Annotated in this window: 23 protein-coding genes; 12 read left to right on the forward strand and 11 right to left on the reverse strand. The window is 62.9% G+C overall.

The genetic code is table 11. The features are described 5' to 3' along the window. Positions 1–576 precede the first annotated feature (576 nt). A complete protein-coding gene (gene gcvA, locus G3N59_RS36225) occupies positions 577–1,488 on the reverse strand; it encodes a transcriptional regulator GcvA (RefSeq protein ID WP_205987807.1) in 912 nt (303 codons plus the stop codon). A 128-nt stretch (positions 1,489–1,616) separates the two neighbouring features. Here gcvA and G3N59_RS36230 point away from each other — a divergent pair, with 128 nt between their 5' ends. The 6 genes from G3N59_RS36230 (at position 1,617) to G3N59_RS36255 (ending at position 9,970) form a co-directional block, all read left to right on the forward strand. Further along, on the forward strand, positions 1,617–2,393 hold the full coding sequence (locus G3N59_RS36230; RefSeq protein ID WP_205987808.1) for a hypothetical protein: 777 nt from the start codon (positions 1,617–1,619) through the stop codon (positions 2,391–2,393). 101 nt (positions 2,394–2,494) lie between these two features. Further along, the gene (locus G3N59_RS36235; protein WP_205987809.1) at positions 2,495–2,815 is read left to right on the forward strand and encodes an antibiotic biosynthesis monooxygenase; all 321 of its coding nucleotides are present in this window, start codon (positions 2,495–2,497) and stop codon (positions 2,813–2,815) included. A 354-nt stretch (positions 2,816–3,169) separates the two neighbouring features. Further along, positions 3,170–4,732 (forward strand): glycogen synthase GlgA, encoded by a 1,563-nt coding sequence (gene glgA, locus G3N59_RS36240; protein WP_205987834.1) that lies wholly within the window; start codon positions 3,170–3,172, stop codon positions 4,730–4,732. Positions 4,733–4,781: 49 nt separating this feature from the next. After that, positions 4,782–6,962 carry a glycogen debranching protein GlgX gene (gene glgX / locus G3N59_RS36245; protein ID WP_205987810.1) on the forward strand — a complete coding sequence of 727 codons (2,181 nt, stop codon included), beginning with the start codon at positions 4,782–4,784 and terminating at the stop codon, positions 6,960–6,962. A gap of 91 nt (positions 6,963–7,053) precedes the next feature. After that, positions 7,054–9,450: an ATP-binding protein gene (locus G3N59_RS36250; RefSeq protein WP_205987811.1), complete on the forward strand. Its 2,397-nt coding sequence runs from the start codon at positions 7,054–7,056 to the stop codon at positions 9,448–9,450. A gap of 82 nt (positions 9,451–9,532) precedes the next feature. Then, positions 9,533–9,970, forward strand: coding sequence for a response regulator (locus G3N59_RS36255; protein ID WP_205987812.1), 438 nt, complete (start codon positions 9,533–9,535; stop codon positions 9,968–9,970). A gap of 29 nt (positions 9,971–9,999) precedes the next feature. Here the strand turns inward: G3N59_RS36255 and G3N59_RS36260 are convergent, their stop codons facing one another. From G3N59_RS36260 to G3N59_RS36280, 5 genes are all read right to left on the reverse strand, one after another. After that, on the reverse strand, positions 10,000–10,371 hold the full coding sequence (locus G3N59_RS36260; protein ID WP_205987813.1) for a nucleotide pyrophosphohydrolase: 372 nt from the start codon (positions 10,369–10,371) through the stop codon (positions 10,000–10,002). Positions 10,372–10,419: 48 nt separating this feature from the next. Beyond that, the gene (locus tag G3N59_RS36265) at positions 10,420–11,106 is read right to left on the reverse strand and encodes a class I SAM-dependent methyltransferase (protein WP_205987814.1); all 687 of its coding nucleotides are present in this window, start codon (positions 11,104–11,106) and stop codon (positions 10,420–10,422) included. A gap of 48 nt (positions 11,107–11,154) precedes the next feature. Continuing rightward, positions 11,155–12,027: a DUF5672 family protein gene (locus tag G3N59_RS36270; protein WP_205987815.1), complete on the reverse strand. Its 873-nt coding sequence runs from the start codon at positions 12,025–12,027 to the stop codon at positions 11,155–11,157. Between the two features lie 256 nt (positions 12,028–12,283). Further along, positions 12,284–12,943: a biliverdin-producing heme oxygenase gene (locus tag G3N59_RS36275; protein WP_346777987.1), complete on the reverse strand. Its 660-nt coding sequence runs from the start codon at positions 12,941–12,943 to the stop codon at positions 12,284–12,286. Between the two features lie 260 nt (positions 12,944–13,203). Then, positions 13,204–15,039 (reverse strand): diguanylate cyclase, encoded by a 1,836-nt coding sequence (locus G3N59_RS36280; protein ID WP_205987817.1) that lies wholly within the window; start codon positions 15,037–15,039, stop codon positions 13,204–13,206. 401 nt (positions 15,040–15,440) lie between these two features. Here G3N59_RS36280 and G3N59_RS36285 point away from each other — a divergent pair, with 401 nt between their 5' ends. The 5 genes from G3N59_RS36285 to G3N59_RS36305 all read left to right on the forward strand — a co-directional run bounded on the left by G3N59_RS36285 (position 15,441) and on the right by G3N59_RS36305 (position 18,510). Then, a complete protein-coding gene (locus G3N59_RS36285) occupies positions 15,441–15,644 on the forward strand; it encodes a hypothetical protein (RefSeq protein ID WP_205987818.1) in 204 nt (67 codons plus the stop codon). A 45-nt stretch (positions 15,645–15,689) separates the two neighbouring features. Further along, positions 15,690–16,559, forward strand: coding sequence for a flagellar motor stator protein MotA (gene motA, locus G3N59_RS36290; protein ID WP_205987819.1), 870 nt, complete (start codon positions 15,690–15,692; stop codon positions 16,557–16,559). A 46-nt stretch (positions 16,560–16,605) separates the two neighbouring features. Further along, positions 16,606–17,634, forward strand: coding sequence for a flagellar motor protein MotB (gene motB, locus G3N59_RS36295; RefSeq protein WP_205987820.1), 1,029 nt, complete (start codon positions 16,606–16,608; stop codon positions 17,632–17,634). A gap of 85 nt (positions 17,635–17,719) precedes the next feature. Further along, a complete protein-coding gene (locus G3N59_RS36300; RefSeq protein WP_205987821.1) occupies positions 17,720–17,923 on the forward strand; it encodes a hypothetical protein in 204 nt (67 codons plus the stop codon). A 110-nt stretch (positions 17,924–18,033) separates the two neighbouring features. Further along, positions 18,034–18,510: a PRC-barrel domain-containing protein gene (locus G3N59_RS36305; RefSeq protein ID WP_241024830.1), complete on the forward strand. Its 477-nt coding sequence runs from the start codon at positions 18,034–18,036 to the stop codon at positions 18,508–18,510. Positions 18,511–18,620: 110 nt separating this feature from the next. Here G3N59_RS36305 and G3N59_RS36310 read toward each other — a convergent pair whose 3' ends face one another. Both G3N59_RS36310 and G3N59_RS36315 read right to left on the reverse strand, forming a co-directional pair. Next, complete coding sequence (locus G3N59_RS36310; protein ID WP_277397965.1) at positions 18,621–19,700, reverse strand: aromatic ring-hydroxylating dioxygenase subunit alpha; 1,080 nt, start codon at positions 19,698–19,700, stop codon at positions 18,621–18,623. A 343-nt stretch (positions 19,701–20,043) separates the two neighbouring features. Beyond that, positions 20,044–20,385: a hypothetical protein gene (locus G3N59_RS36315; protein ID WP_205987823.1), complete on the reverse strand. Its 342-nt coding sequence runs from the start codon at positions 20,383–20,385 to the stop codon at positions 20,044–20,046. A 195-nt stretch (positions 20,386–20,580) separates the two neighbouring features. Between G3N59_RS36315 and G3N59_RS37400 the strand changes: the two genes are divergently transcribed. Next, a complete protein-coding gene (locus G3N59_RS37400) occupies positions 20,581–20,703 on the forward strand; it encodes a hypothetical protein (protein WP_277397966.1) in 123 nt (40 codons plus the stop codon). Positions 20,704–20,800: 97 nt separating this feature from the next. Here the strand turns inward: G3N59_RS37400 and G3N59_RS36320 are convergent, their stop codons facing one another. The 3 genes from G3N59_RS36320 to G3N59_RS36330 form a co-directional block, all read right to left on the reverse strand. Continuing rightward, positions 20,801–22,111, reverse strand: coding sequence for a dicarboxylate/amino acid:cation symporter (locus tag G3N59_RS36320; RefSeq protein WP_205987824.1), 1,311 nt, complete (start codon positions 22,109–22,111; stop codon positions 20,801–20,803). 455 nt (positions 22,112–22,566) lie between these two features. Next, complete coding sequence (locus G3N59_RS36325; protein ID WP_205987825.1) at positions 22,567–23,319, reverse strand: nucleotidyl transferase AbiEii/AbiGii toxin family protein; 753 nt, start codon at positions 23,317–23,319, stop codon at positions 22,567–22,569. Beyond that, positions 23,285–23,812: a hypothetical protein gene (locus G3N59_RS36330; protein WP_205987826.1), complete on the reverse strand. Its 528-nt coding sequence runs from the start codon at positions 23,810–23,812 to the stop codon at positions 23,285–23,287. The genes G3N59_RS36325 and G3N59_RS36330 overlap by 35 nt, the downstream gene beginning before the upstream one ends. Positions 23,813–23,837: the final 25 nt, after the last annotated feature.

Consider the following 23,837-nt stretch of genomic DNA (forward strand, 5'->3'; position numbering starts at 1 on the left):
TGACTGCTATGACCTGTATTTTGCGCACCACTGCTTTGGGACTATCAATCTGAACCAGCAAACGTGAACGGATAATGTGTTACCCATGTCTCCGTACACCTGTTACCCATGTCTGCGGTCTGTACACGGCGGCAAAGAAAGTAAGCAAAGAAAGCCGCTCACACCGCCAATGTGACGCAGTCCACAACCAGCCTTACACGGGGAATGGTATAGGGGCGTCCGGCGTCTCGCGCCTTCAAAGGTAGTGACAAAGCCGTCATACATCCCGTTGCTCGCTGCGCGCGCAACGGTTGGGTTTGCCGGTGAAACCAGCAAACCTTCGGTTTGCGTTATGCCTCTCGGGGCGCGCAGCGCCCCCGGGTGGGCGGGCGCCTTGTCACTAGCTTTGGTGGTACGAGGGACCGGATGCTCCTATACCATTCCCCCTCAAAGGCTGTTTGCCAACTGCGTCACACTGGCGGTGTGAGCGGCTTTCTTTTGCCTACTTTTCTTTGCCGCTGCAAAGAAAAGTAGGTGCTGCCCCGCACAGGGGCGACGCTAATAGACCGACACGAATTCAAAGTTTCGCAATCCAGACTAATCAGCAAGCCCACCCAGAAACGCTTCAATCTCATCAGCAAGCCACCCCCTCAAAGCCCGCACCTTAAAATCATCCCGACTCCCGATCCGATAAACCAGATCATGCCCGCGCTCTGACTTAAGCCGCACATGCGGAAAAGGCGCCACCAACCGCCCAGCAGCAATATCATCAGCGACGATAACACTACGCCCAAGCGCCACCCCTTCCCCCCGAATAGCCGCCTCGATCGCCAGACTCCCATGACTATAAGCAGGCCCACGATCGCTGCGCACCTCCTCGACCCCAGCAAGCGCAAACCACTGCTCCCAGTTCGCGAGCATCCCTCCCTCATGCAGCAAAGTACACCCCGCAAGCTGCGAAACCGCCCGCAACCCGCGCATCTTCTCGCGATAAGCAGGACTACAAACCGGCGTCACCGTCTCCTCAAGAATCCGCTCGGCAAGCAAACGCGGATACCGCCCGCTACCATAACGAATAGCGACATCCGCCTCGCCCTCATTCAGATCGATGAATTTATCGGTCACATCGAGATGAACATCCAGCCCGGGAAAGCGGGCCTTGAACCGATACAACCTCGGCGCAAGCCACTTATTCGCAAATGAAACGCTGGCGTTAATCTTGAACCGCTCGACGCCATCGTGCCCGCGCACGCGATCGGCTTCTTTAGTGAGTTCGCCCAGCACCCGCGTGACCGCCAGCAGAAACTCCGCCCCCGCCTCGGTCAATACGATCCGGCGCGTCAGCCGCTGAAACAGCGCCACGCCCAGATGCTCCTCAAGCGTCTTGATATGCCGGCTAACCGCACCGTGAGTGACATGCAGCTCCTGAGCCGCCAGCGTCATGCTCAGATGGCGGCCGGTTGCCTCGAAGGCGCGCAGCGTTTGCAAAGGGGGAAGCCGATCGAACACGTTCGAACCATGCGTGAGTTTAACTCACGCATTATATGACGATAAATGGTTTGTCAGCCCCGCCGACGGCCGCCAAACTGGGCTCAAAGACGCTTCATCACAGACTCACTGAACGCCGCTTGCCCATCATGGATCTCCTGCTTTTCAAACTCTTCGTCACGCCTTTATTGCTGTTGGCCGCTTCGCTCGCCGTGCGCCGCTGGGGCGAGGCCGTCGGCGGATTGCTGGTCGGCATGCCGCTGACCTCGGGGCCGATCTCGGTGTTTCTCGCGCTGGAGCACGGGCCGGTATTCGCCACGCAGGCCACGGCGGGCTCGCTCGTCGCCACGGCGGCGCAGGCGGCGTTCTGCTTCGTGTATTGCCGGCTGGCGTCGTCGGGCTGGCGTCTCGCGCTCACTGGCGCAGGCGGCGCGTTCGTGATCGTGGCCGCGCTGCTGCAATGGAGCGCCCTGCCGCAAACGCTGTTGTTCCTGCTCGCGCTGATCGCCATCACGCTCGCGCTCAACTTCATGCCGAACACAGCCACGTCGAGCGCCCGCGTCGAAGCGCCGTGGTGGGATCTGCCGCTGCGCATGGCGCTGATCGCCGCGCTGGTGGTGAGCGTGACGCTGCTGGCTCCGTTCGTCGGCGCGGGTGTGGCCGGGGTGATCGCCTCGTTCCCGTTCATGGCGATCATCCTCGCGGTGTTTGCGCATCGTTCCAGCGGCGCCGCGGCCGCCCAGCAGGTGATGCGCGGCATGGTCACGGGGCTGCTCGGCTTCGCGGCATTCTTCTTCGTGCTGAGTTTCGCGCTCACCCGCACGCATCTGGTGGTTGCCTATGGCTGCGCAATCTTCTGCACGCTCGCGATCCAGGCGCTGTCGTTCTATCGCATGCGCATGCCTGCCGCGCTGCCGGTGGAATAAACGCGGCACTCCTATAATCGGTGAGCGCCGCGCGCCCGGCCTTGCGCTGCATCCGCCGCGCGCGGCTTCCCGCCACCGATCAGCTCTAACAGGATTGCCGCATGTATATCGCCATGAATCGTTTCAAGGTTGCCCTCGGCTCCGAAGCCGCGTTCGAGGAAGTCTGGGCGAACCGCGACACGCATCTGAAAGAAGTGCCCGGTTTTATCGAGTTTCATCTGCTCAAAGGTCCGCAGCGCGAGGATCACGTGCTCTACGCGAGCCACACGATCTGGGCCAACCACGCCGCTTTCGACGACTGGACGCGCTCGGACGCCTTCCGCGCCGCGCACCGCAACGCGGGCAACGCGGGCCAAAGCCGCCCGCTCTATCTGAGCCACCCGGAATTCGAAGGCTTCGAAGTCGTGCAGACGGTCAAGTGAGCACGCCCATCGGCCCGCACGCTTCAGAGTGAAAACTGCACGCGCGTCACGCCAAAGCTACACGCGGCGCGACGCGCGGCCGCCTTCCCCGCCGCGCGCGGCACGCTTGCAGATCGCGCGAACACCTTGCGCCACAAGCGTTTCGCCGCGCCGCAACATCTCTCGCGCACCACGCCCCTCGCCATTGGCCCGAAGCTTGCTAACGCTATAAAGGGTTGAGCCGGGCAGCCTCCATCGCACCTTCTGCTTCGTCCTCCGCGCGCCGTTCAGCAACCGCATCAAGCGTTCATCAAGCGTTGTTCACCTGCACTCACCGGGGGAGTCACCTTGTCGTCCAACGTTCTCAACGTGTTGATGGTCGCCGCCGAGGCCGCGCCGCTTGCAAAAAGCGGCGGTCTGGGCGACATGGTCAGCAGCCAGTCGATGGCGCTGCGCCGTCGCGGTGTCGATGTCTCGATTCTCCTGCCCGGCTACGAATGTGCGTTCGAGCGCGTGATCGCGCCCACGCCGCTCGGCTATATCCGCGATCTGCCCGGCGGCGATGCGCGGCTCTGGCGCGCCGCGATGCCCGATTCCGACGTGCCGGTCCTGCTGCTGCAAATGGATCATCTATTCGCCGGGCGCGGCAGCGGGCTCTATCAGGACGAATGCGGGCGCGATTACATCGACAACTTCGCGCGTTTCGCCTCGCTTTCCGCTGCGGCGGCGCGCATTGCCACCGGCGTGCGCGGCGTCAAGCGTCCGCGCGTGGTGCATGCACACGACTGGCACGCGGGCCTCACGCCGCTGCTGATGAAACTCGCGGGCGCTTCGGCGCGCAGCGTGTTCACGATCCACAACCTGGCCTTTCAGGGCAACTATCCGCTCGGGCTCGCGCCGTATGCGGGCATTCCGTCCGAACTGCTCGCGCCCGCGCCGCGCGAGCCGCGCAGCATCGAGTTCTACGACACGCTGAGCTTCATGAAAGCCGCCATCGTCCATGCGGATCGGCTCACCGCCGTGAGCGAGCGTTACGCGCGCGAGATTCTCACGCCGCACTTCGGCAATCGCATGGAAGGCGTGCTGGCCGCGCACGCGCACAAGCTCACGGGCATCGTCAACGGTATCGACGATGCGCAGTGGAATCCGCTCGACGACCCAGCGCTCGCCCAGCCCTACAGTCACGACGATCTCGCGGGCAAGCACGCCTGCAAGAAAGCCCTGCAGCACAGCTATGGCCTGCGCGTCGATCCGTTCGCGCCGCTGGTGGCGATCGGCAGCCGCCTGAGCGCGCAAAAACTCGCCGATGTGGTCTGCGAAGCGCTGCCCGCCGCACTCGCGCGCTGGCCGCGCGTGCAGTTCGTGGTGCTCGGCCAGGGCGACGCCGCCATCGAGCAGACCTTGCGCGGCCTGGCCGCCGCGTGGCCGGGGCGGCTCGGTCTGCATATCGGCTATGACGAAGCGCGGGCGCACCGCCTGCATGCGGGCGCCGATATCCTGCTGCACGCGAGCCGCTTCGAACCGTGCGGCCTCACGCAGCTTTACGCGATGCGCTACGGCACGATTCCTGTGGCCTCGCGCGTGGGCGGCCTCGCCGACACGATCATCGATTGCCCGCCGCGCGCCACGAACCAGGCCACCGGTTTCCTGTTCGACGGCGAACGCGCCAGCGACCTCTTTCACGCGCTTGGCCGCGCCTTCGACGCCTTCGCCCAGCCGCAGACGTGGCGCGTGCTCCAGCGCAACGCCATGCAGCGCGATTCGAGCTGGCAAACGAGCGCCGCCCGTTATCACGAGCTTTACCTGGCGCTGACCGGCGTACCGGGCAAGCCAGGCGCACACGCGCCGCGCAATCTCAGCGCCGCGGCCAAGTCGCGCCGCACCAGCACGGCCCAGCGCCATCGCCGCGCGCTCGCCGATGTGCGCCGCATCGCCTGAAATCCGCGCGACGCCCGCACCCCCGTCCCACTCACGCCAGCGAGCCACCATGAGCAAGAAGACCGCCACCCGCATCGAAGAAGGCCAGCCGTTTCCGCATGGCGCCACCTGGACCGGGCGCGGCGTGAACTTCTCGCTGTTCTCGGCGAACGCCAGCAAAGTCGAACTGTGTCTGTTCGACAAAACCGGCCTGCGCGAAATCGAGCGCATCGAACTGCCCGAGTACACCGACGAAATCTTCCACGTCTTCCTGCCCGATCTCGAACCCGGCGCGATCTACGGTTATCGCGTGCATGGACCGTACGAACCGGACGCCGGTCATCGCTTCAATCCGAACAAGCTCTTGCTCGATCCTTATGCGAAAGCGCACGTGGGCGAGCTCAAATGGCATCCGGCCGTATTCGGCTACACGCTCGACAGCCCCGACGCCGATCTGTCCTTCGACACGCGTGACAGCGCGCGCTACGTGCCGCGCTGCCGCGTGGTCGATCAAACCTTTAGCTGGCATCACCCGCTGCGCGAACGGGTGCCGCGCGAGCGCGCCGTGATCTACGAAACGCATGTACGCGGCTATACGATCCGCCATCCCGACGTGCCCGAAGGCGATCGCGGCACCTTCGCGGGCCTGGCGAATTCGAAGGTGCTCGACTATATTCGCGGCCTTGGCGTCACCTCGGTCGAACTGATGCCCGTGCATACCTTCGTCAACGATTCCTATCTGCTCGAACGCGGCCTGAAGAACTACTGGGGCTACAACACCATCGGCTTCTTCGCGCCCGATCCGCGTTATTCGGTGGGCGCGCACGGTTCCATCGACGAATTCAAGAACATGGTGGACCGGCTGCACCAGGCGGGCCTCGAAGTGATCCTCGACGTGGTCTACAACCACACGGCCGAAGGTAGCGAACTCGGGCCGACGCTGTCGTTTCGCGGCATCGACAATGCCTCGTATTACCGCCTCGTCGACGATAACCCGCGCTATCACATCAACGACACCGGCACCGGCAACACGCTCAATCTCTCGCATCCGCGCGTGCTGCAGATGGTCACGGACAGCCTGCGTTACTGGGTCGTGGAAATGGGCGTCGACGGTTTCCGCTTCGATCTGGCGACGATCCTCGGGCGCGAGCCGTATGGTTTCGACGAAGGCGGCGGCTTTCTCGACAGTTGCCGCCAGGACCCGATTCTCTCCAGCGTGAAACTGATTGCCGAGCCTTGGGACTGCGGCCCCGGCGGCTATCAGGTGGGCGGCTTTCCGCCGGGCTGGGGCGAATGGAACGACCGCTTTCGCGACACCGTGCGCGGCTGGTGGAAAGGCGACGAAGGCCAGGCCGCCGATCTCGCCACGCGCCTGGCCGCCTCGGGCGACAAGTTCAACCGGCGCGGGCGCCGCCCGTGGTCGAGCGTGAACTTCGTCACCGCGCACGACGGCTTCACGCTGCACGATCTGGTGTCCTACAACGAGCGCCACAACGAAGCCAATGGCGAAGAAAACCGCGACGGCCATTCGGACAATCTCTCGTGGAATTGCGGCGCGGAAGGCCCGACCGACGACACCGAAATCCGCACGCTACGCGAGCGCCAGAAACGCAATTTCCTCGCCACGCTGCTGCTTTCGCAAGGCACGCCGATGCTGCTGGCAGGAGACGAATTCGGCCGCACGCAGCGCGGCAATAACAACGCCTATTGCCAGGACAACGACATCAGTTGGGTCGACTGGGAAGGCATCGACGAAGACGGCCATGCGCTCGCCGATTTCGTGCGCAAGCTCACGACGCTGCGTCATGCGCTGCCGGTGCTGCGTCGCAATCGCTTCCTGACCGGCGAGCACAACGCTACGCTCGACGTCACCGATGTCGAATGGCTCTCGCCCGCAGGCGTGCCGCTCACCGGCGATCAATGGGGCGATGCGCAGATGCGATGCTTCGGCATGCTGATCGATGGCAGATCGCAGACCAGCGGCATCATGCGCCTGGCCTCCGACGCCACCATGCTGATCGTGCTGAACGCCTATCACGACGTTGTGGAATTCACGCTGCCTTCGGTGCCGGGCAACGATCAATGGAGTTGCCTGATCGACACGAATATGCCGGTGCGCGACGAGTTGCCGGAGTTCGAAGCCGGCGATATCTACCAGGTGACGGGCCGTTCGTTGCTGCTGTTCGCGCTGCATGCGCGCGGCGCAACGCAGCGCGTGTTCGAGCGGCTGGAGGAAAACCTCACGAGTTGAGCGGGTGCGGGCGTCATGACCGTGCCGCAAGCGCGGCACATGATTTGCTGAAGCATGCCGACCCCTCGACATGTCCCATCACGGAGTATTCATGACCCATCAGGCACCGGCCAGCACGCACGCTTCGCAAGCGGACTGTGCCAGTGAGCCGATCCATCTTCCCGGCAGCATCCAGCCACATGGGTTTCTGATCAGCCTCGACCATGACGGCCGCATCGCGCAACTCAGCGCCAATGCTGGCGCGCTCGCCGGCACCACGGCGCAGGCGTTGCTGGGCGCGCCGCTCGCGCAACTGATTGGCGAAAGCGCGGCGCAGGCCACGCTCGCTGCGCTCGCCGAGCCCGCTTCGGACGGCACGCCGCGTTTTATCGGCGCGATTGCCGATCCGCGCGATCTACGCACGCCTTCAGATGCGCCTGCCGATGCACACCCGCCGCTCGCCATCGTCGCGCATCGCTACGACGGCATCGCGATCGTCGAGCTTGAGCCCGCGCTCGGCACCGCCGATGTGTTTTCCTCGCTCTATCCGCTCGTGCGCACGTTCCTGCGCGGCCTGCAGGAATGCGAGACAGTAGACGATCTCGCCCGGCTCGCCGCGAACGAAGTCAAGCGCATTACCGGTTTTGGCCGCACGCTCGTCTACAACTTCGATGACGACGGTAACGGCCACGTCATCGCGGAAGCGCTCGACACCGGCTACGCGTCGTATCTCGACCAGCATTTCCCCGCCGCCGATATTCCCGCGCAGGCACGCGCGCTCTACGTGCACAACCGCATCCGTCTGATCGCCGATGCCGGTTACGCCAGCGTGCCGCTCGTACCGCCGCTGCATCCGGCCACGGGCCGCCCGACCGATCTTACCTGGGCATCGCTGCGCAGCGTCTCTCCCGTGCACGTGCAGTACATGAAGAACATGGGCACGGGTGCGTCGATGTCGATGTCGATCGTCGTGCGCGGGCGGCTCTGGGGACTTATTTCCTGTCACCACGCGCATGCGCGCGTGCCCGCTTTCGAGGTTCGCGCCGCCTGCGAGCACATCGCGCAGATGCTTTCGCTGCAGGTGGAAGCGCGCGAGGATCGCGCCCAGGCCGAATATCGGCTTGCGTTGCGCCATCGACTTTCGCGCCTGCTCGCGGCGATGGCCAATAGCGAGCACTTCGTCACGGCGCTCAGCGACGCGCCGCGCGATCTGCTCGGGCTCGCGAATGCGACGGGCGCGGCCATCGTGTTCGACGGACGCATCGTGACGGTGGGCACGACGCCGGACAAGGCGCAGATCGAAGCGATCCTCAGTTGGCTCGATCGTCAGGATAGCGAAATTTACGCCGCCGATCAATTCGCCAGCGACGCAGCCGTGCCATTCCATCACGACGCGGCCGGCATGCTCGCGGTATCGATCTCGCGGCTCTTTCGCAATTACGTGATCTGGTTCCGGCCAGAAGTCGTGCGCGCGCTCAAATGGGCGGGTGACCCGCGCGCGAAGCTGGCAACGCTCGCGAATTCGCTTTCGCCCCGTGCGAGTTTCGAAGTCTGGACCGAGGAAGTACGTGAACGCTCGCTGCCCTGGCACGCCGCCGAGCAGGAAATCGCGCTGGAATTTCGCGCCGCGCTGCTCGATATCGTGCTGCGCCGCGCCGAAGAACTGGCGCAACTCGCGCTCGAACTGGGCCGCGCGAATCAGGAACTCGAAGGCTTTTCTTATACGGTTTCGCACGATCTACGCGCGCCGTTGCGCCATATCGTCGGTTTCGCCGATCTGCTGGCACAGAACGAAGGCGAGCGTTTATCGGCTCGCGGCAAACATTTCATCGAGCGTATCGCCGATTCGGCGCGCTTCGGCGGCAAGCTCGTCGACGATCTGCTGGCGTTTTCGCAGATGGGCCGCGCGGCGCTCCACAAACAGCGCGTCGATCTGAACCGGCTCGTGAAAGAACTCGTCGCCGATCAACAGCGCGATCATCCGCAACGCACGATCGAATGGCGTATCGATACGCTGCATGCGCTCATCGTGGACCCGGTGCTGATGCACGTCGTCCTGCGCAATCTGATCGACAACGCCGTGAAGTTCACCAGCAATCACGCCAACGCGGATGACCCCGCGATCATCGAAATCGGCTGTAGCGCGGGCGCGGACGATTCGCCGCTCGCCAATCACGACATCGTGTTCGTGCGCGATAACGGCGTGGGGTTCGACGCGCGTTACGTGGGCAAGCTGTTCGGCGTGTTCCAGCGCCTGCATCGTTTCGAGGACTTCGAAGGCACGGGCATCGGGCTTGCTAGCGTCAAACGGATCGTCGAACGGCACGGCGGGAGCACGTGGGCGGAGGGCAAGCTCGACGTGGGCACGACCGTGTCGTTTGCGATTCCGCGTTCGGCTGGCGCGGCGCCCGCGCAAAGCGGGCCAGAAACCGCAGCGGCGGCCGTCGCGCGGCTCGCCTCCGTGACACCCGAGGCGCAGCCGTTCAGAAACGTGCGCAAACCGGAATAAGGCCACTCGCACCTTATTTGCAGGCTTCCAATTTGCAACAGGCATTCACGCGCCCGAGGCGCAGTAGAAGAAGGAAATCGTCGTGCTGAGACCCATTTTGCTGGTAGAAGACAATCCCAACGATATCGAGCTGACGCTGATCGCGCTCGAAAAAGCCAGGCTCGCCAATCCGGTCGTGGCGCTGCGCGACGGCGCGGAAGCGCTCGATTATCTGCGTCGCGAAGGCCAATGGGCCGAGCGCCCCGATGAAAACCCCGCCGTGATCCTGCTCGACAAGAAATTGCCGAAGGTAGACGGCCACGAAGTGCTCAAGATCGTGCGCGAGGACGACCGCCTCAGACGCGTGCCGATTGTCATGCTCACGTCGTCGCGCGAGGAAAAAGACCTGCTGCGCAGCTACGATCTGGGCGTGAACGCCTACGTTGTGAAGCCCGTGGAATTCGACGAATTCATGGACGCCATCAATGACCTGGGCGTGTTCTGGGCCGTGCTCAACGAACCGCCGCCGTATAGCGGCTAATGCGGGTATGCGGCAAATGTAGCCGCTCGTTAAAGCTCATTGTGCTTTTTCGCGCTGCCCTTCGCCTTCTCGACCGGATAGCGCGTTTCGTTCACGCGCACTTTATCGGCGGCTGCCTGCACGAGGTCGAAGCCTGCGGTCTGCGCCACGAGTAGCAGATAGATAAAGACATCGGCGCATTCCTGTTTGAGATGCGCGAGTCCTTTAGCGTCGGCGAGCATGGCGGCAATCTGCGCGTCGTCTTTCCACTGGATCGTTTCGAGCAGTTCGCCCGCCTCGATGCTGGTGGAGACGATCAGGTTGCGCAGCGTATGAAATTGCTGCCAGTCGCGCGCTTCGCGAAAGGCAAGCACCTGCTCGATGAGTCGATCGAGGGGCGTGTCGGGTTTGGCTTCGGTCATGACAACGGGTTCGCGGTGCAAAGTGCGGATTGTACCGCTGTGCCTGTGTCATTCCTCGGCGAAACCCTGCCCGGCTGCCTGCAATTTGAGCCGGTCTTCCGTCAAGGTGGACTGGTTGTGGAACCGGGCGGGCTCGAACGAGGCGATACCGTTGAGATAATCGTATTTGTTATGCAGGATGCGCGTGGGATAGCGTTCGGCGAATTGCTGGTCTTTCAGAAAGACCGCCACAAAATCATTCCACAAGCCGGTCTGCTGAAGGCTCGTATACGATTCGAGCAGAAGCGGCTGCATGCCATTGCGTTTCGCCCAGGTGACCAGCGCGTTACCGCTATCTGGATAGAAGCGCCAGCAGTCGACCGGCCAGCGATGAAAGTCCCCATTGGAAGGCACGTTCAGATAAAACAGGCCCGTGGGTTTAAGAACGCGCATGATTTCCAGAAAGAGCACCCAGAACATTTCGGAGTGCTCGAAAACAGAACTGGCGAGCACCACATCTGCACTGGCATCGCCAAACGGCAGCACATAAGGATCTTGCAGCACCACATCGACGCCCCGCCCTTCCACGAAATCCACACCGGTATAGCTCACGCCTTGCGGGCAAACGCTGCGCAGCGAGCCGTTGACATCCTGGCTGCCGATTTCGATGATGCTGGCTTGCGTGTCAGGCGAAACAATATGCGGCGCGTAGCAATCAAAAAACTCGCGGGCGTTTTTCAGGGCGGTGAGGTGCATGGACATTCTCCGGTGCAAAGACGCATTGAGGTCACTCCACGGCTATTGTCACTCGCAAAAGCCTTTGCGATCTTCGTTACCGATTGATCTTTCGCAAAGATCGGCACATAGCACAACCAGATCGTGCGAAACGCCGGTCGCCTGCAGGCTCTGCACGAATTGCGCTTCATTCCAGATCTGCCGGTAACGCATATACATCGCCTTGATGCAGTCGAATTTTCGGAGTTCGCAATAAGCAATCAGCAATTGCAGTACTTCGCGCGAGGCATAGGTGCGTTGCTCGAGCGTATTGATCATCCCGATCATGGTGTCGTCATCGACATGACGCCACATATTGAATGCAGCATGAAAACCGAACGTCGGCGCGCCGGGGCGCTCATGTTCATAAGCGAAGCGCGAAGCGATTTCCGCAGGCGCGAAGCGAATGCCGGAATCCGCTTCGAGTTGCGGCCGAAACTGACGGCAAATGAATTCGTCTTCGCTCACGCCATAAGGCAACTGGATACGCTCATCGGCCAGTGCGTGCAGCAGCTTCGCCGAGCGCAGCGAAAAACCGCCGTTGCCCACGGTCATGCCATCGCGATGAAACGGCCAGACTGCGCCGATATAGTCGTAATCGAAGAAAGCATCGCTCCATGCTGCGCCATCCAGCACATAGCCGTCCCACTGGATCACCAGCACCCATGGCGTGCTCACGTGGCGCACCAGTTGCTTGATCATGAAATCCGAATAGTCTTCCCTCGACTGCAGGCGCGGTATCGGCACGATGCGCGCGGAGGTCGGCACGGCCTCGTGTGTGAAGAGAATCGAGTCGCCGAAACGGCATTGGATTGCAGACGTTTCAAGCGCCCGCGCGGCAAGCTGCGGATGTATCGAGTCTGCGGCGCATAGCGTCACGTTTTGCAGGTCCACGGTCGCCATCCTGTTCTTTCGTGTTTGTCCTGTGCCGGCTTGAATGGCCAGCGAGACGTTTCCTGACGTCACTCTCCGGCCGTGGCAATCGCTGAAACTGACAATACGCGAAAATTATAGGCGTCGATCATCGAGACCGCGTTTCAGATGTCCCGGTCGCCTGAAAACCCTGGCAATCCTATGTGTTTCCAACAGGCGAGCGCCGTCAACCGAGGTGACGGCGGGCATCGAAACGGGAGGAAAAACGAAAAAAGGCGAGACGCGCTCAGACCGTTTCGGCACGCGATGCGGCGGGCGTGTCGACCGGCGCGGCCTCGGGCAGCAGCGCCTTCAGGCGGTCGAATGCGGCGCGTGCGCCCGCGCAGGCCTGATCGACTTCGCGCGGCGTGTGCACGTCGCGGCGCATGGCGGCGACGAAGGCATGCCAGCGCGGGCCGGGTGCGTTGCCATCGCCGCTCAGATAGTCGAGCGGATGCGGCGCGAAGGTGCCCGCGTAACGGCGCAGCAGCACGGCGCCGCCCAGTTGCGAGCCTTCCACCACATAGCAGGCGCCCCAGCGCCACGCCGCGCTGGCTTCGAACGGCACGAGCGGGCGATCCGCAGCAGGCACGGCAACCGCGTCCGGCGTCGGCAGACCTTGCAAGGCGGGATGCGCGAGATCGCGCTCGATCAGCGCAAGGCGCGCAAGCGGCGGCAATAAGGTGGGATCTTGCGGGCCGTCGGCGAAGCGCCGGAACCAGGCATCCAGCGGCGCGAGCCAGGCGTGTAAAACCCGCAGGTGTTGCCGGTAATCGGCCAGAGTCGGCGTTGCTGCGGCGAGCGGCATGGCCCGCTCCACGCTGTCGTGGCGGGACGCGGTCGCGAGGCGCAAGGCGCCGAGGACGTCGACAAACGAGGATTCGGCTGCGGATCGAATTGCGGTCACGGGTCGGGTCCGGGTAAGTAAACGCGAAGCGTAAAGAGTGGTTGGCCCTGTAGTGGCTCGCGCGGTCGCTGCTGCGCCACGCGAAGGCCCACACAATCGGGGCATTATCGCGTCACGCTCGCATTTACGCACGGGGTACGTGTGAAATATGCGCCGGATCGCCGCTACAAAGGCATTGCGGAGAATGGCAGCAGTTTTCGTGCCCGGGCATTGCACCCAGGCTTCGCGGCGAGAAAGCGCTACTTGAGAGGCGCGGGAGCCTATTGCGGCAGCAAAGCGGCGCGCGGCGCGGCCCGCGCCATCCGCCACGTATTGCGGCCCGCGCGCTTGGCCTCGTACATGGCGGCGTCGGCCAGACTGAGCGGCTCGTCTGGCCGCACGCCGGTTTCGTCCGTATCGTGCAGGAGCACGCCCACGCTGGCGCTCGCCTCGACCATCTGCCCGCCCGCCACGACAGGCCGCGCAAGCGTCTGACAAATCGCCTGGGCGATACGCTCCGCGCTCGCGGCTTCGGTCACGCCGCGGCTGAGCACCACGAACTCGTCGCCGCCCAGGCGGCTCACGAAATCGCCAGCACGCACCGTCGACGTGAGCCGGTTCGCCACTTCGCGCAACAACGCGTCGCCGGTATCGTGGCCGAAACGGTCATTGATGCCCTTGAATCCGTCGAGATCGATAAAGCACAGCGCGAACGGACTCGCTTCGGCCAGCGTCGCGCCCAGTTCTTCTTCCAGCGCCCGCCGGTTGGCAAGACCCGTGAGCGGGTCGATCAACGCATTCTCGCGCAGCCGCTGCTCGGTGCGGCGCTGTTCGGTAACGTCGTGCGACATGACGTAAAAGCCCGTCACTTTGCCCTCGCGCTCGGCGGGAATATAGGTCGTGCACCAGACGCGATCTTCGTCCGCGCGATAACGCACCTCGTCGCAGGTCACGCGCTCGCCCGCGAGTGCGCGCGTGAAGTACGGCTGCAAGCGCTCGAATACCTCGGCGCGCAACGTATCGCGCACGCTCGCGCCGCGCAGCACCGAACCCGGCGTGGACAGCACGCGCCTGAACGTTTCGTTGTTGAACCGATAACGCAGATCGCGATCCACCACGGCGATCAGCACGGGCAGATTGTCGGTGATGGTTTGCAGCGCGTCGCGGCGTCGGCGCAATTCGGTCGTGCGTTCGCGCACGCGCTCTTCGAGTTCCGCGTGATAGTTGCGCAGCGCTTCCTCGCTGCGCTTGCGCGTGTCGATGTCCTGCACGGCGGCGATGAAATGCAGCGGCAAGCCCGCCGCATCGCGCAGCAGCGTCACCGCAAGATTCACCCAGATCGCCGTGCCGTCCGGGCGCATATAGCGCTTTTCGGTGGTGTAGGTGCTCTGCTTGCCGGCCACCAGTTCCGCCGTGAGCGCCACATCCGAAGCGACATCGGCGGGATGCGTGACTTCGGCGAACGTGAGCGTGCGCAGTGTCGCTTCGTCGTAGCCGGTGATATCGGAGAAGGTCTCGTTGACGTCCATGAAACGCCCATCGAGCGCGACCAGCGCGTTACCGATCGGCGTTTCCTTGAAAACCGTCGTGAAGCGCGCCTCGCTGATCGCCAGCGAGCGGCGGTCGCGTTCGTGCGCCGTGCGCGAGCGGATCAACTGGCGGCGCACTTCGAGTTCGCGTTCGACCAGTTGCGCGTAATCGGCGAGCGCTTCGGCATCGCCGGGCTCGAAATTGCGTGCCTGCGTGTCGATCAGACAAAGCGTGCCGATGACCTGGCCATCCGCGAGACGCAGCGGCGCGCCCAGCACCAGCGGATTGTCGAGAAAGCGCTCGTCGTCCAGCGCATCTTCCACCACCAGCATGCGTTTGCTGAGCACCGCATGCGCGCAGAACGACATGCTGCGCGGCGTTTCGCAAGCCGTGATGCCGTAGTGCGACTTGAACCACTGGCGATCCTCATCGACCAGCGAAACCAGCACGACCGGCACGCCAAACGCCCGTGCGGCAAGGCGCGTGATGCGGTCGAACGCTTCCTCGGGATCGGAATCGAGGATGTCGAGCCGTTGGAGCGCCCGCAGGCGCAGATCTTCGTCGAGCGGGAGCGGTGCGGTAATCATTCGGTGGGTCTCGCCTCGGCAGAAATGGCGCGCAGCGCAGCACGCGCGCGGGGTGAAAACACGAGGCGGCTTGCGCCTTGCTTGTGTTTACGGCAGCAATCCGGCAATTTTTACCCCAGGCATCGCCCCTAGCCGAAAACCCTCACCGCTCGCGCAAACGTTTGAATGTGCGCACGCGTGCGATTGAGACCGGCGCGACCCACACCGACTCGCGAGCGGCATGCGTCTTTGAACCCTTGCCACAAGCGCTTTCCTGCTTATTCGATTAGATCGAATTGATTCGGATATCGAAGCATATGGCAATTATTGCCTGATCGATCCCCGCAAAAAAATCCTTCAGATGACTTCAGCAACGTGTTGCGCCGCCGTAAAGCAGACCACGGTTCATTAACGAAAGCATCATGAAATCACCGGAACAGGCAGTAAAAATGACTTTGCGTCACGCGTTTGCGAGTGCGGCTCGACTCGCGGGCAGCCAGCAAGGCGCCGCGAGCGCAGCCCCGCGCGCCCGTCGCGCCGGCGTGCTGTGCGCGCGCCACGCAGGCGCGGCCACCAACTTTGCGACGCGGCGTCTGCTGGCACGCCATCGCACGCGCCGCGCCTAGCGCCGCGCACATTTGATTTGATTCACAGGGAGGCAAGAAAACATCATGTTCGTCGCAATCGGCTGGATCGTGGTCCTTGGATCGGTGATCGGTAGCTTTGTCGGTGTGGGCGGCCATCTGCCCGCACTCGTGCAACCGTTCGAACTGCTATGTATTTTCGGCGCGGCGCTGGGCGCGTTCGTGGTGAGCAATCCGCGCTCGACGCTGGGCAAGACGCTCAAGGCCATTCCCTCGTGTTTCAAGGGCGGCGGCTATACCAAGGCGCAATACCTGGAACTCATCGCGCTGCTCTATGAACTGCTTCAGAAGGCGCGCAAGGAAGGCATGATGGCGCTCGAAGCGGATATCGAAGCGCCCGACAGCAGCCCGATTTTCCAGAAGTACGCGCGCGTGCTGGCCGATCATCATCTGCTCGACTTTATCGTCGACTATCTGCGCATGATGTCGGGCGGCAACGTGAATCCGATGGAAATGCAGGACCTCATGGACGAGGAACTGGAAACGCACCACGCCGAAGTCTCGGTCGCGCCCAACGCGATCCAGAAGATGGCCGACGGCCTGCCCGCTTTCGGCATCGTCGCGGCGGTGATGGGCGTCGTGCACACCATGGGCTCGGTCGGTCAACCGCCCGCCGTGCTCGGCGAAATGATTGCGGGCGCGCTCGTGGGCACGTTCCTCGGCATTCTGCTCGCCTATGGTTTCGTGGGCCCGATCGCCGATCTGCTCAATGCCAAGGGCCGTGCGGCTTCCAAGCCGTATCAGTGCGTAAAGGCCGTGCTGCTGGCGTCGCTCGCCGGTTATGCACCGCCGGTGGCGGTGGAGTTCGGCCGCAAGGTGCTGTTCACGGCGGATCGTCCGAGCTTCCAGGAGCTCGACGAAACGGTGCGCGCGACCAAGACGCCAAAGGCCGCGTAACCCCGCGCGCTATGTAACGGCAGCGCAGAAAATTCAGGAGAACGACATGGCAGAACGACAGCGCGGCGCGCAGGACGGCCAGAGCAGCAAGGCGCCGGTCATCGTGCGCCGTGTGAAGAAGGCGGGTCACGAAGGTCACCACGGCGGCGCATGGAAGATCGCCTATGCCGACTTCGTGACGGCGATGATGGCGTTCTTCCTGCTCATGTGGCTGCTGGGTTCGACCTCGCAGTACGATCGCGACGGCATCGAAAAGTACTTCAACACGCCGCTTTCGAGCATGCTGGGCGGCAAGCCGAATTCGGCGAATCCGAGCCCCAGCATCATCAACGGCGGCGGCCACGATCTGTCGAACAAGCTGCCGGCCGTGGGCGGCGCGAATGCGCAACCGCAGGCCACGCGTGCGGTGCAGGTGTCCGTCGCGCCCAGCGAGACGGCCGACAAGGCGCGGCTCGCGCAACTGAAAGCGCGGCTTTCCGCGCTGATCGAGCAAAAGCCCGCGCTGAGCGCATTCAAGGACCAGATCCGCGTGACCATCACCGACGAAGGTTTGCGCATCGAACTGGTCGACTCGCTCAAGCGCCCGATGTTCGCAACCGGCAGCGCAAAGCTGGAAGACTACGCGTACACGATTCTCGTCGAGATCGGCAGTGCGTTGAACGACGTGGACAGCGGCGTTTCGATCGCGGGCCATACGGATTCGGTGCCCTATTCCGGCGGCCTCGCTGGCTACTCGAACTGGGAATTGTCGAGCGAACGCGCCAATGCCGCGCGGCGCGCGCTGGTGGCGGGCCATCTGCGCGAGGACCGGCTGCTGCAGGTGCGCGGGCTGGCCGATGTGCTGCCGCTCGATAAGGGCGAATCGGATAGCCCGTTGAACCGGCGCATCAGCATTCTGGTGATGAACCAGGCGGCCGAGCGCGCGTTCTTCGAGAACGCGGGGCATCTGACCGCCGGGGGCGCTGGCGCGGCCGCGCGTGTGCAAGCTGGCGTGGGAGTTGGAGCGGCGACCGGTCCTAAAATCGGCGCGCTCAACAGTGCAGCAAACAACGCGAAACCGGGCACGACCTCGTAACGCGGGCGCAGGCTTTGCTCGGCAATCATGTATCGACCGGCAGCGCGCCGGCTGAACATCGATTGACCATCAAGGGAGCGATGCCATGAATGCGAATACCCAGCAGGACAGCGAACAGAAGAGCCGCGACGATAGCGCGCATGAAGAAGCGCTGCGTCATCCCAAGCCCGCGCAACATAACGACGACGAGCGCAGCAAGATGCCGGAACGTCACGACGAAGGGCGCAAGCAGTCGCCTGCGGACCGTCCGGGCAAGCAGCCGGGCGAAGGCGAAACGCCGGTAGGCTGAAGCGTTTCGAATTGCGCGTGCGGCACGCACATTGCGCTAGAGAAGACACGGCGGCCGGAGCACGATAGCCCGGCCGAACTCAACGAAGTGCCTCACGCAAGGAGACGGACATGCCTACCTTTACTCCTAACCCCATGCCCACGGGAAACGGTGCGCGTATTGTCGGCAAGGGTAAGTCAACGGCTGCCGGGCCAGGGCCGGATGTCATGGCGGCCAGCACGCTCGATAGCGACAAGATTTTAAGTTCGGATGGCGAAGAGATCGGCAAGGTAAAGGACATCATGCTCGACGTGCAAAGCGGACGGATCGCTTATGTGGTGATGTCGAGTGGTGGCTTTCTGGGGATCGGAGATAAGCTTCTGGCGATTCCCTGGGGAGCGTTGACGCTCGATACCAGCCGGAAGTGCTTTTTGCTGAATGTGTCGGCGGAGAGGGTCAGGAGTGCGCCGGGCTTCGATAAGGATCAGTGGCCGGCTATGGCGGACGCCAAGTGGGGCAGTACTGTGCACGCTTATTATGGTAGCGAGCCTTATTGGGAGGCGGTCGATCCGGTGGTGCCTCCACGGGATGATGCCGGGATGCATTGATTTTTTGGGCGTGTTTTTTGGGGTGTTTATGGCGGAGTTGGCATTTCCTTGTTTTCGTGTCACACACAGAAATGCCAACACCGCCTGCCGACACCGCCCAAAAAAGAACTTCAGCAAGCATCCAACGCCCAACTCCCACCTTCCCGCCTCGCAGGCCCGCCAATCACCTTGACCACCTTCATCTCGGCAACAGCCGCATCGCCGACACTCCACCCACGCGCCTCGAGCCCCCTGACCCTCTGCCGAAAGGCAATCTGCAAAGCATCCGACTTCACCGACACCTCGCTCTGCCACCCATCCGGCACACACTCCGGCCGAATCCGCTCGAGCACGGCATGATCCTCAGCGAAAATCCGCAGATTCCGCGCTCGGAAGCGCCCATCAAAAACGGCCTGCTTCAGAAAAGTCCGGCCCATCATCCAGTAAGTGCGCGTATGCAGTGCATCAACCGGCACATGCGCTGAAGCGATAAAAATCCGCCACCCATTCCCAAGCGTCAATTCAAGCGTGGCACACGGCCCGCTCAAATGAAAACCGGTCTGCGTGACCACATCGACATGTTCGCCGGTGAGCCTGCGCCGCAATAAGCCCTTGCGCACCGGCCGCTGCATGACGATGCGCGCATGCGCGCCCCACTCGTCGGCGCCACTCACTTCGAAGCTGTCGATTTCCGGCCGATCCGGCGCCCCAAAAGAAGTCCCATGCACAAAGGGCGCATGCGCAAAATCGAGCCCGTTCTCCACGATGCGTTCCCAGTTCGCGCGCCAGTCAAACGTGCCATGCACGACACGCACGTCAGGATCGTCGGCCCAATCGAGCGCGGGCAACGGTGGCCGTTCGCCCTCCGGCAGATCGCCGATAAACGCCCACACCCAGCCATGCCGCTCGATCACCGGATAACCATCCACGCGCGCCTTCGCCGGCACGCGCGCCTGCGGCTGCGCGGGAATATGCGTGCAAACACCATCGCCGCCATAACGCCAACCGTGATACGGGCACTGCACCTCGCCGTTCACGCGCCGCCCCGCACTCAACGAAGCACCGCGATGCACGCAGATATCGGACAGCAGACGCGCCGTGCCAGCGGCATCGCGATACGCGACAAAGCGATGGCCCAGCACCGTGACGGGCAACAGCGCGTCGCGCAAGTCGGCCGATGCGGCCACGACGTACCAGAGATTCTTGAGCATGAAGTTCGTGCGGTAATGCGTGCATGAATAGCACGTAAAAACTCATAGGCGCGATGGCGCCCTACAAGCATGACGCGCCAGTCTAATACGCGCGCCAACCGCACGACAGCTTCGCGCGCAGACAAACGCAGGCGAAATCCCACGCCGAACCGCACTCGCACCGCAATGCTCCGCACCAGAAAAAAGCCTGCCGTCCCTCGCGGACACGGCAGGCGAAGAGCGAGACGGCGGGGGAGGCCATCTCGGGACCACTCGCGAGCGCGCGGGCGAGGCGCGCATCGGCTGAATCCGGGTAATGAAACGAAAGGAAATCATCGGCTAACGCAGCCTGCCGGGGAGTCGTTCAGCAGGCGCGTGCGATGCGACAAACCAAGCATAGCGGCTCGTTTTCGTCGTGCGGCGCCCTGTCCGAAAACGCGGCGATCTTGACGGATAAGGGCACGATGACCCGCCTTTTTGCGGTGCGGGATTCGCGTTTAAACGCCAGATCGCGCTTCGGAATAGTCGCCGCATCGGGTGTCCGCGCAACGAAATCGCCGCCTGACTGCTTGCCAACGTCCGCAAGCGCACGGTTCGAACGCGAATGGCGTGCGAGGATGAGTGCAGATCGGGAATGCGCCGCAATCGTCGCCTGATCGACAAAGGGCCCGAACCGCGGCCCAGCCTGCGTGCTAAAACCAGGCATCGCAGTTGCGGTGCAACATGGCGAGACACCGGCCTGCTGCACGGATAATGCGCGGAAAATCGGTAAAAATTGCGTCGGGTCGGCGCAGCACCCGGCATGAATTGCATGAACTGAGCGGTTAAACCGCGCTTGCTCGAGGATTCGCCTCGCATGACGCGGCCCTAGACTGGTTCTGCATTCAATCAAACGATGGGGATGGCGATGCGCGTAACGAACTGGATTCTGGTGCTCGAATGTGCCTACATGGAGTTTTCGAGCTGGCGCGGCAAGAACGTCTATCGGCGTACCGTGGCGTACGACCGCGTGGTGTGGTGTTGAACGGTCGCTAACATCGTGAGCGCGGCTGGTAACACTTCGCAAAGGCCTGCGCGCCGCCTTCGGCCGCAAGCCCTGAGTACTTCTGTGCCGATATCGCTCAGGCTAGAACGCGCGGCCCAGCGGCGGCCGCTTCGCGCTCCCGTTCGCCAAGCAGCGCGTCGTATTCGTCGTCGCTGAGCACGGGGCCAAGCTGCCCTTCCCACTTCGTCACCACCGCCGCGGCCACGCTGTTGCCGAGCACGTTGGTGGCCGTGCGGCCCATGTCGAGGAACGTGTCCACGCCCATGATCAGCAGCAGGCCCGCTTCGGGAATATGAAACTGGCCGAGCGTAGCGGCGATCACCACAAGCGAGGCCTTCGGCACCGCCGCCATGCCCTTGCTCGTGAGCATCAGGATCGCCAGCATGGTGGCCTGCTCCATGAACGACAGATGAATGCCGTAGGCCTGCGCGATAAACAGCGTGGCGAACGTGCAGTAGATCATCGATCCATCGAGGTTGAACGAATAGCCCAGCGGCAGCACGAAACTTGAAATGCGGCGCGGCACGCCGCTGCGTTCGAGTTGTTCCAGCAGCTTCGGATACGCCGATTCGCTGCTCGCCGTGCTGAACGCCAGCAGCATCGGCAGACGCACGGCGCGCACCAGACCGAACACGCGCGCGCCCAGCACCAGCCCGCCCGCGCCCACAATCGCACACCACAACAACACCAGCGCGCCGATAAACACACCCATAAACGTGCCGTAGCTCAACAGCACGCCCAGCCCCTGAATTGCGACCACGTGCGCGAGCGCCGCAAATACCGCTACCGGCGCGAAAGCCATCACATAGCCGGTGACCTTGAACATCACCGCCGAAATCTGCTCGAACAGCGCAACGATGCCTTGCGCAGGCTCGCCAATCGCAATGATGCCGAGGCTGAAGAAAGCTGCGAACACAACGATCTGCAGAATTTCGTTTTCGGCCATGGCCTGCACGACGCTCTTGGGCACGAGATGCGTGATGAACTCCTTGAGCGAGATCGAACCGGCCTGAATACCGGTGGCCGCGTGTGAATCGGGCAACGGCAGATTCAGGCCCGCGCCCGGTTGCAGCCAGTTCGCGATCAGCGCGCCCAGCAGCAGCGAAACAAAGGTCGCGCCAAGAAACCAGGCAATCGTTCGCACACCGATACGTCCGACCGCCTTCGCATCGCCCATCTTGCCCACGCCCACCACGAGCGTCGTGAACACCAGCGGCGCGACGATCATCTTGATGAGGCGCAGGAACAGGTCCGTGACGAGGCCAAAGGCGTCGGCGACCGATTTCAGCGTCGGCACATCGGCAATCGCGCGATGGCACGCGTAGCCGGTTGCAATCCCCAGCACCATGCCGATGACGATCCAGGTCGTCAGCTTCATACGTTTCATAGCGTCCATTCTCCTCGGCCGTCCAAATGCGGCCCTACATTCCGACCAGCAATCCAATTGTTGCGACACTCTACTTCTTCGCATCAAATGTTGCAAACTTATCAGAAACCCTGGTGGGTGGGGAGAGTGCATATATAGAGCGCGCGCGGACCACACTGCCGCGAGGCAGGCGAAAGATACGGAACGGGAAGAAACCAGCCGCGAACATCGATGGACAGTTAGTCCGCGCAGCCGGGCGAGTCGTTGCAACCCGCCACAAGTGAAGCATGATGCGTTGTTACTCGAGATCCGGTGCGCGGCGCCCAGTCAACCCACTCTCGATATCTTCCAGCGTGAGGAGCCACGGATCGTCGCCCGAGGTAGCGGAAGTCGTGTTCGTGTTCATTCGCTGAACTGACTTTCACCTATGCGGTGCGTCTCACTGCGCCCACGCCGAAGCGACGCGCACCAGGCGTCTAGTCCACGTCGAACTTAGGATCGCGCTGGATCGCTCTGAACGCTTTTGCGGCTAACTGGACTTCCAGTTCGTCCAGGCCTCGAACAAAAAAGTTGGTCAACTCCGGCAGCGTCGGCGCAGCCGTCAGCAGTTGCTCATAACCTTCGTCGCCTGGGTCGGGCCGCCCCGACCGCAAACGCATCGCCGCGATGGCGAATTTGTTGGCGGCATCGTATTTCTGGAAGACCTGATAAAAATCATCGATCGTATAACCGTGCTGCGTCATGAGAACCCAGAGATCGAACCAGTCGCGGGTCTTCGAGCGATCCGCACAGACGAAGCACTTTGTTTCGAAGATCTCTGCGATCGTGGCGACCCGCAGCGGACCTGCCGGCTGATTACCTTCGAAGACCCGGTTCGGCAACTCGTCGAGACGCACGAAAGTCACCTTGACGGTGTCGATCGCTACATAGTTCATCTGATAATCGGCCAGATCGAGGCCGGACTCGAGGAACTCCTCCAGCGCCAGCGGACTCTGGTTCAACCGCATGGTGATGCCGTGCGTTTTCGCCTCAGCGGCGAGCGCCTCGATGCGCCGCCGAGGGAGCCTCGCGCCACCGAAATAGGCGAAATCGAGGTCTTCGCTGATGCGGTGCCCGATCCGAAGGGTCAGGGCCGTGCCGCCGATAAGTACAAAGCCGGCAAGGAGCGGACTGTCGCGCAGGACCTCCCAGACTTCACGCGTGTCGTCGCGTAGCTTGCTCGTATCCATCACGGATGTGCCTCAAAATTCGCTCGGTGGTGGGCGCGGCGCGGCGGGCCTCGATCGATCCCGCTTCAACAAGCTCGCGCCATTGCCGCTCGACAATGGTCGGGCCAAATTCGGTGGCTGCATCGAGAATGACGTCGAAGCGCGGGTCGAGCAACGCGCGCTGGATAAACACTTCATTTGAAGCGCGGCTGTTGGACCAGACAAGTTCCGGGTGACGGTCGCGAAAGCTCGCCGCGGACGCTGACGGGCGCTTGATCCGCTGGTTGGGGCGCGCCGACGGCTGACCGACCGGCACAAGCTCCAGTCGCATGCCAACGAGGCTCGCGAGCCGCTCGACGGTGTCAAGCCGGCCCTTGCCGCGCTTCTTCAACCGCGAGAGCCCCTCGGCGGTCAGCCCCGACTGGTCAGCCAGATCGCGCTGCGACAGTCCCTTGGCCTTCGCTTCCTCGAATATCCGGCCAAGCACTGCCCCTGCATCGAGTTCGACGCTCATAGGGACCTCCATACATTTGTTCAAC

The sequence above is a fragment of the Paraburkholderia sp. Ac-20340 genome (assembly GCF_017104965.1).
Taxonomy (GTDB): domain Bacteria; phylum Pseudomonadota; class Gammaproteobacteria; order Burkholderiales; family Burkholderiaceae; genus Paraburkholderia.